Annotated in this window: 2 protein-coding genes; both read right to left on the bottom strand. The window is 45.6% G+C overall.

Features of this window, described 5'->3' with window-relative positions:
* Positions 1-453: 453 nt before the first annotated feature.
* Positions 454-2,586 (bottom strand): TonB-dependent receptor domain-containing protein, encoded by a 2,133-nt coding sequence (locus ACTHY5_RS10930; RefSeq protein WP_441879551.1) that lies wholly within the window; start codon positions 2,584-2,586, stop codon positions 454-456.
* Between the two features lie 257 nt (positions 2,587-2,843).
* A complete protein-coding gene (acnB, locus tag ACTHY5_RS10925) occupies positions 2,844-5,441 on the bottom strand; it encodes a bifunctional aconitate hydratase 2/2-methylisocitrate dehydratase (RefSeq protein ID WP_441879549.1) in 2,598 nt (865 codons plus the stop codon).
* Positions 5,442-5,741 lie beyond the last annotated feature (300 nt).

The raw sequence follows: 5,741 nt of genomic DNA, 5'->3' as shown, positions 1-5,741 counted from the left end.
CACGGAAAAATAGTGATTAAATCTAAAAATTATTCATAGTAAGAGATAAAGCAGCCTACGCTGTATGGCACTTATGTAGAGGCCATCTTTAGTCGGCCGGTTTTACGCAGTAATACGAGTAATAATAGTGACGCCTAGCGCCATCAATATCTTCAAACAGCACGACGTTGATAAGGCCACCTAAAAAACACCTCGCTTAACATTGGTATGGCTTTTTTAATTACACCATTTGTGCGCCATGCCATAACCACGCTGTTGTTTTGTGGCGTAAAGCAGTGCCTATATCCGGCTAACAATGTTGTAGGGTGAAGATGAGTAATCAGGTAGGACGTCATTGAAGAGCATGTCTGAGAAAAAGATACAAAAAATAAAAGGTGGCCTATTACTAGACCACCCTATTATTGATGCCTTTATGGCAGTGTGCAGTTAACAATTACACACCGCAAAGAAGTATTAAAATTGAACATTCGCCGATAACCAGAGGCGACGGCCTTCTTCTATGTTGTTATAGGCATTACCGTAACTAGTGCTCCCATTATAATCAAAGGGCTTATAATCAATGAAGTCTTTGTCGAGCAGGTTATAAATGGTGGCATTTAGCGTCACTGTCTCAGAAGCTTGATAGCTAGCACCTAGATTAAACAGGCTATAGGCTTTGAAATCCCCTAAATCGTCATAAGATGCGGCACCACGAGATTGCTCTTTAGCGCGAAAACGCTTGCTGCGGTACTCACCCGATAACCAAGTATTAAGGAGCTCAGTTGCCTGCCAGTTAAGTCTGGCATTCAACATATGCTTGGGTGTATCGGTCAGTGGCTGACCTTGTTGTTGACCACTTTTTTGCTCGCTGTCGGTAAAGGTGTAGCTGGTCTTTAGATCCCAATCGTTAGCGATAGGGAACTTAGCCGCTAATTCAACGCCTTGAGTGGTGGCTTTATCTATGTTGATTTTTTGACCACAGGTTCCATCTCTGTTCCCCGAGCATAAGGGATTAGCTACGGAGTCGCCTTTGGAAATTTTATCTTCAAAGTCGTTATGGAACAGAGTTACGTTCGCAGTAAAGCCGGCTAAGTTATCATAATAGGCACCCACTTCTGTGCTGGTACTAGTTTCTGGCTTCAGATCCGGATTACCAATAGTGATAATAGTACCTTGACCGGTAATGCCATTAATGCCGTCGTGCAAATCATTTAAACTGGGTGTTTTGTAGCCTTGGCTAACACCGCCTTTTAAGGTCCAATTATTGGTGGCGTTCCATACTAAGTAAGCACGCGGACTGGTGTGACCACCAAAGGCTTCGTGGCGATCATAGCGAGCACCCAGTGTTAAAAATAAACTATCAGTTAATAGCCATTCATCTTCGGCGAATACCGCCCAGGTCTTTTGCTTAAACTTCTCACTGGCTAGCCCATCGGTCATTTCAGCGTCCCAATATTGGCCGCCTAATGTTGCGAAATGACTATCACCAAGTTCAGTAGAAAACTTGCTGTCGACTACCCAGTTAGTGGTTTCTAGTTCACGAGGCCCACCCACAATCATGTTTGGAAAACCAGGAAAAGCATCACCAATATTGTCACCAGGTATAGTCCGCCCTATGGTCTCTGTGGTGTTTTGCATAATACTTGATTCAAGCGTACCAATATTAAACTGACTCTTATGCCCGATGGCTATCTGTTCACGCTCAAAGCGTAACTCTTCAGCATACCCTTTTACCTTTCCATCAGACGTATTAAGTGACCCCAGTTGAGACTCATCGTTGTTATAACGCTGTCTGCTCACGTCACCATCAAGCCAAATATCATGATCTTCATTGGGCGTAAAAGTAATTCGCGCACCCACATTATAATTTTCACCTTCTACAGGACTTGGTCCACGCTTATCCACTTCAAGCACATCACCATTGTCGTCTTTGTAAACAAGATCTGAGGCATTACGATTAAAAATTTTGCCGCGCACCTGTAAGCCTAAGGTATCTTCAATGAGTGGCCCACTGGCATAAAGGCTGGTGGTATTACTGTTACCAAACTCGCTGTGCTCTTGTAACGTTGTCTCTAAAGTGAGCGAGCCACTCCATTCTTTTCCTACTTTGCGAGTGATAATATTAATGACCCCGCCCATGGCATCTGAACCATATAAAGTAGACATAGGGCCACGCACCACTTCGATACGCTCAATCGCTGATACGGGCGGCATAAAGCTGGTAGAAGTAGAGCCAAAACCGTTTGGTGTAACACTACCTGCGGTATTTTGACGACGACCGTCAATAAGAATTAAGGTGTAATCACTGGGCATACCACGCATGCTAATATTTAGGCCACCTGTTTTACCCACAGACCCGCCCACATCGACGCCTTCAACATCTTTTAGCACTTCTGCGATATTAGAGCTGCGCTTGCTTTCTAGCTCTTCACGCGTGACTACCGTAATACTTGCAGGGGCTTCTTTTACATCTTGTTCAAAGCCTGCGGCACTCACTACCACTGTATCAAATACTTGAGTTTCTGCTTGAGTGGGGGCCACCAGTGCAGCATTCAATAATATCGTAGATATTAAGCCTGCTAACTGTGTGGTCTGTGGTGTAGACATTAACTAGTTCCTTGTAAAAAATAAAAACAGCAACAAATCTAAAGGCGAGTCATTCTCATTTATTGTTTGTTTTAGATCAAGCTTAATTTTCACTTTTACAAAAAGTTCCACGGATTAAAAAATAAAAAACATATGTTTTGCTCTGCAAAACAGGCCGACTAAAGATGGCCTCTACTAAACACGAGATGGCAGAATGCGGGCAAAAAAAAGCCAGCCCTTTGGGGCTGGCTTGAGTGTTGATATCTGCCTTAAGCGAATTAGATCACTTGCTGAAAAATCACCGTATCGGCTTTTTCTACGTAGTTATCTAACTGATCAAAGTTTAAGTAACGATAAGTATCAGCGGCCGTAGCGTTTAACTGCTCGGCATACTCTAGGTACTCGGCGACTGTGGGCAACTTACCGTGAATGGCGGCAACGGCAGCCAGCTCGGCAGAAGCCAAGAACACATTGGCACCTTTACCTAAACGGTTCGGGAAGTTACGCGTTGAAGTCGACACCACAGTGCTGTTATCAGCAACGCGGGCTTGGTTACCCATGCACAATGAACAACCTGGAGTTTCAATACGCGCCCCTACACGGCCAAAGATACCGTAGTAACCTTCGTCGGTTAGTTGGTCTTTATCCATCTTAGTCGGTGGAGCCACCCATAGGCGAGTAGGCAACTGGCCGCTGTATTTATCCAGTAACTTACCTGCTGCGCGGAAGTGGCCAATATTGGTCATGCACGAACCAATAAATACCTCTTCAATCACTTCACCGGTCACGTCAGACAGCAAACGTGCATCATCAGGGTCGTTTGGTGCACACAGAATCGGCTCTTTGATTTCGCTCATGTCAATTTCTAACACGTGAGCGTATTCAGCATCGGCATCAGCTTCCATTAATTCTGGGTTAGCCAGCCACTCTTCCATGCCTTTAATACGACGCTCAATGGTACGACGGTCGCCATAGCCTTCACTGATCATCCACTTTAACATTACAATGTTAGAGCTTAAGTATTCAGCCACTGGCTCTTTATCTAGCTTAATGGTACAACCCGCAGCAGAGCGCTCGGCGGTCGCATCGGCTAGCTCAAAGGCTTGCTCTACTTTAAGCTGTGGTAACCCTTCAATTTCTACTACGCGGCCAGAAAACTCGTTGATTTTTCCGGCTTTAGCCACAGTTAACAGGCCATTTTGAATACCGTAATACGGAATCGCATGCACCAAGTCACGCAGCGTAATACCGGGTTGCATTTCGCCTTTAAAGCGCACCAATACCGACTCTGGCATATCTAACGGCATCACACCGGTGGCCGCAGCAAAAGCCACTAAGCCTGAGCCCGCAGGGAAAGAAATCCCCATTGGGAAACGGGTGTGCGAGTCACCACCGGTACCTACGGTATCAGGCAGTAACATGCGGTTTAACCAAGAGTGAATAACACCATCACCTGGGCGCAGTGAGACACCGCCACGGTTCATAATAAAATCGGGCAAGGTGTGATGGGTGTTCACATCAATCGGCTTAGGGTATGCCGAGGTATGACAAAACGACTGCATGGTTAAGTCGGCTGAGAAGCCCAAGCATGCTAAGTCTTTTAGCTCATCACGGGTCATGGGGCCTGTGGTGTCTTGAGAGCCGACCGTGGTCATTTTAGGCTCGCAATACTGGTTAGGGCGAACACCCTTAACGCCACATGCTTTACCAACCATCTTTTGGGCAAGGGTAAAGCCTTTGGTTGACTCAGCTACAGCAGCAGGACGTTTAAAGACATCTGATACATCTAAGCCCAGTGCTTCACGAGCTTTATCGGTTAAGCCACGGCCAATGATCAATGGAATACGGCCACCGGCACGTACTTCATCAAGTAACACATCGGTTTTTAGGCTAAAGGTGCTGAGTACTTCATCGCTGTTATGAACGCAAATTTTGCCTTCATAAGGATAAATGTCGATCACATCACCGGTATTGAGCTTATCTACGTCACACTCAATGGGCAGTGCACCGGCATCTTCCATGGTATTAAAGAAGATAGGAGCAATTTTGTTACCAATACAAATACCGCCACCGCGTTTGTTTGGTACAAACGGAATATCGTCGCCCATGTGCCATAGCACTGAGTTAGTAGCAGACTTACGGCTTGAGCCGGTGCCCACAACGTCACCCACATATACCAATGGGAAGTCTTGTTCTTTTAATGACTCTAGCTCTTTGATAGGACCAATCACACCATCTTCGTCGGGCACAATACCATCGCGAGAGTTTTTCAGCATAGCTAATGCATGCAGGGGAATATCGGGGCGTGACCAGGCATCTTGTGCCGGTGATAGGTCATCGGTGTTGGTTTCGCCTGATACTTTAAATACGCGCATGCTGATTTTTTCAGCCAGCTTATCGCGCTCTAAAAACCACTCGGCATTCGCCCAAGACTGTAATACTTGCTTAGCAAATTCATTACCGGCTTTGGCTTTTTCTTCTACGTCGTGAAAGGCGTCAAACATCAGCAGAGTGTGGCTTAATGCCTCAGTTGCAATAGGGGCTAATTCAGCAACTTCTAACAACTCAATAAGCGGCGCTATGTTGTAACCGCCCTGCATGGTGCCCAGTAACTCTGTTGCTTGTGCTGTAGATACCACAGGCGATGCTACTTCACCTTTAGCAACTGCGGCTAAAAAGCCAGCTTTTACATAAGCCGCTTCATCAACTCCCGGTGGGATGCGGGTTGATAACAATTCATAAAGGAAAGATTCTTCACCAGCGGGAGGGTTTTTCAGTAATTCAACTAATGCAACAACTTGCTCTGCGTTTAAAGGTTGTGGAACCACACCCTGAGCAGCACGTTCTTCGACGTGTTTACGATAAGCTTCAAGCACGACAGTATCCTTTTATTATCATTCGCCATCTTGGCGGAAATATTCTTGTTCGGGGCTGGCATTAAGGGCTTAAACCTTACTCCAAGCACCCTAGCGGATGTTAAGCTAGTATATAAGTTTTAACGCTCAATTAAAATCTAGCCCCTTCGGCCTTTGGTCTAATACGAGATTAAGTCGATGTATTTTAGTTCTATTTCTTACATTTATGTCGGGTAAATCACACAAACAAGCCATTAACATAACCATTTGACATCCTCCCCTCCCTAAAGGAAGGGGATTCCTACAGATAGACGGCGATGC

Source organism: Oceanisphaera sp. (genome assembly GCF_052084945.1).
Taxonomy (GTDB): Bacteria; Pseudomonadota; Gammaproteobacteria; order Enterobacterales; family Aeromonadaceae; genus Oceanimonas.
The sequence above is the reverse complement of the archived record's forward strand: the minus strand, read 5'-3'. Positions and strand labels throughout refer to the sequence as shown.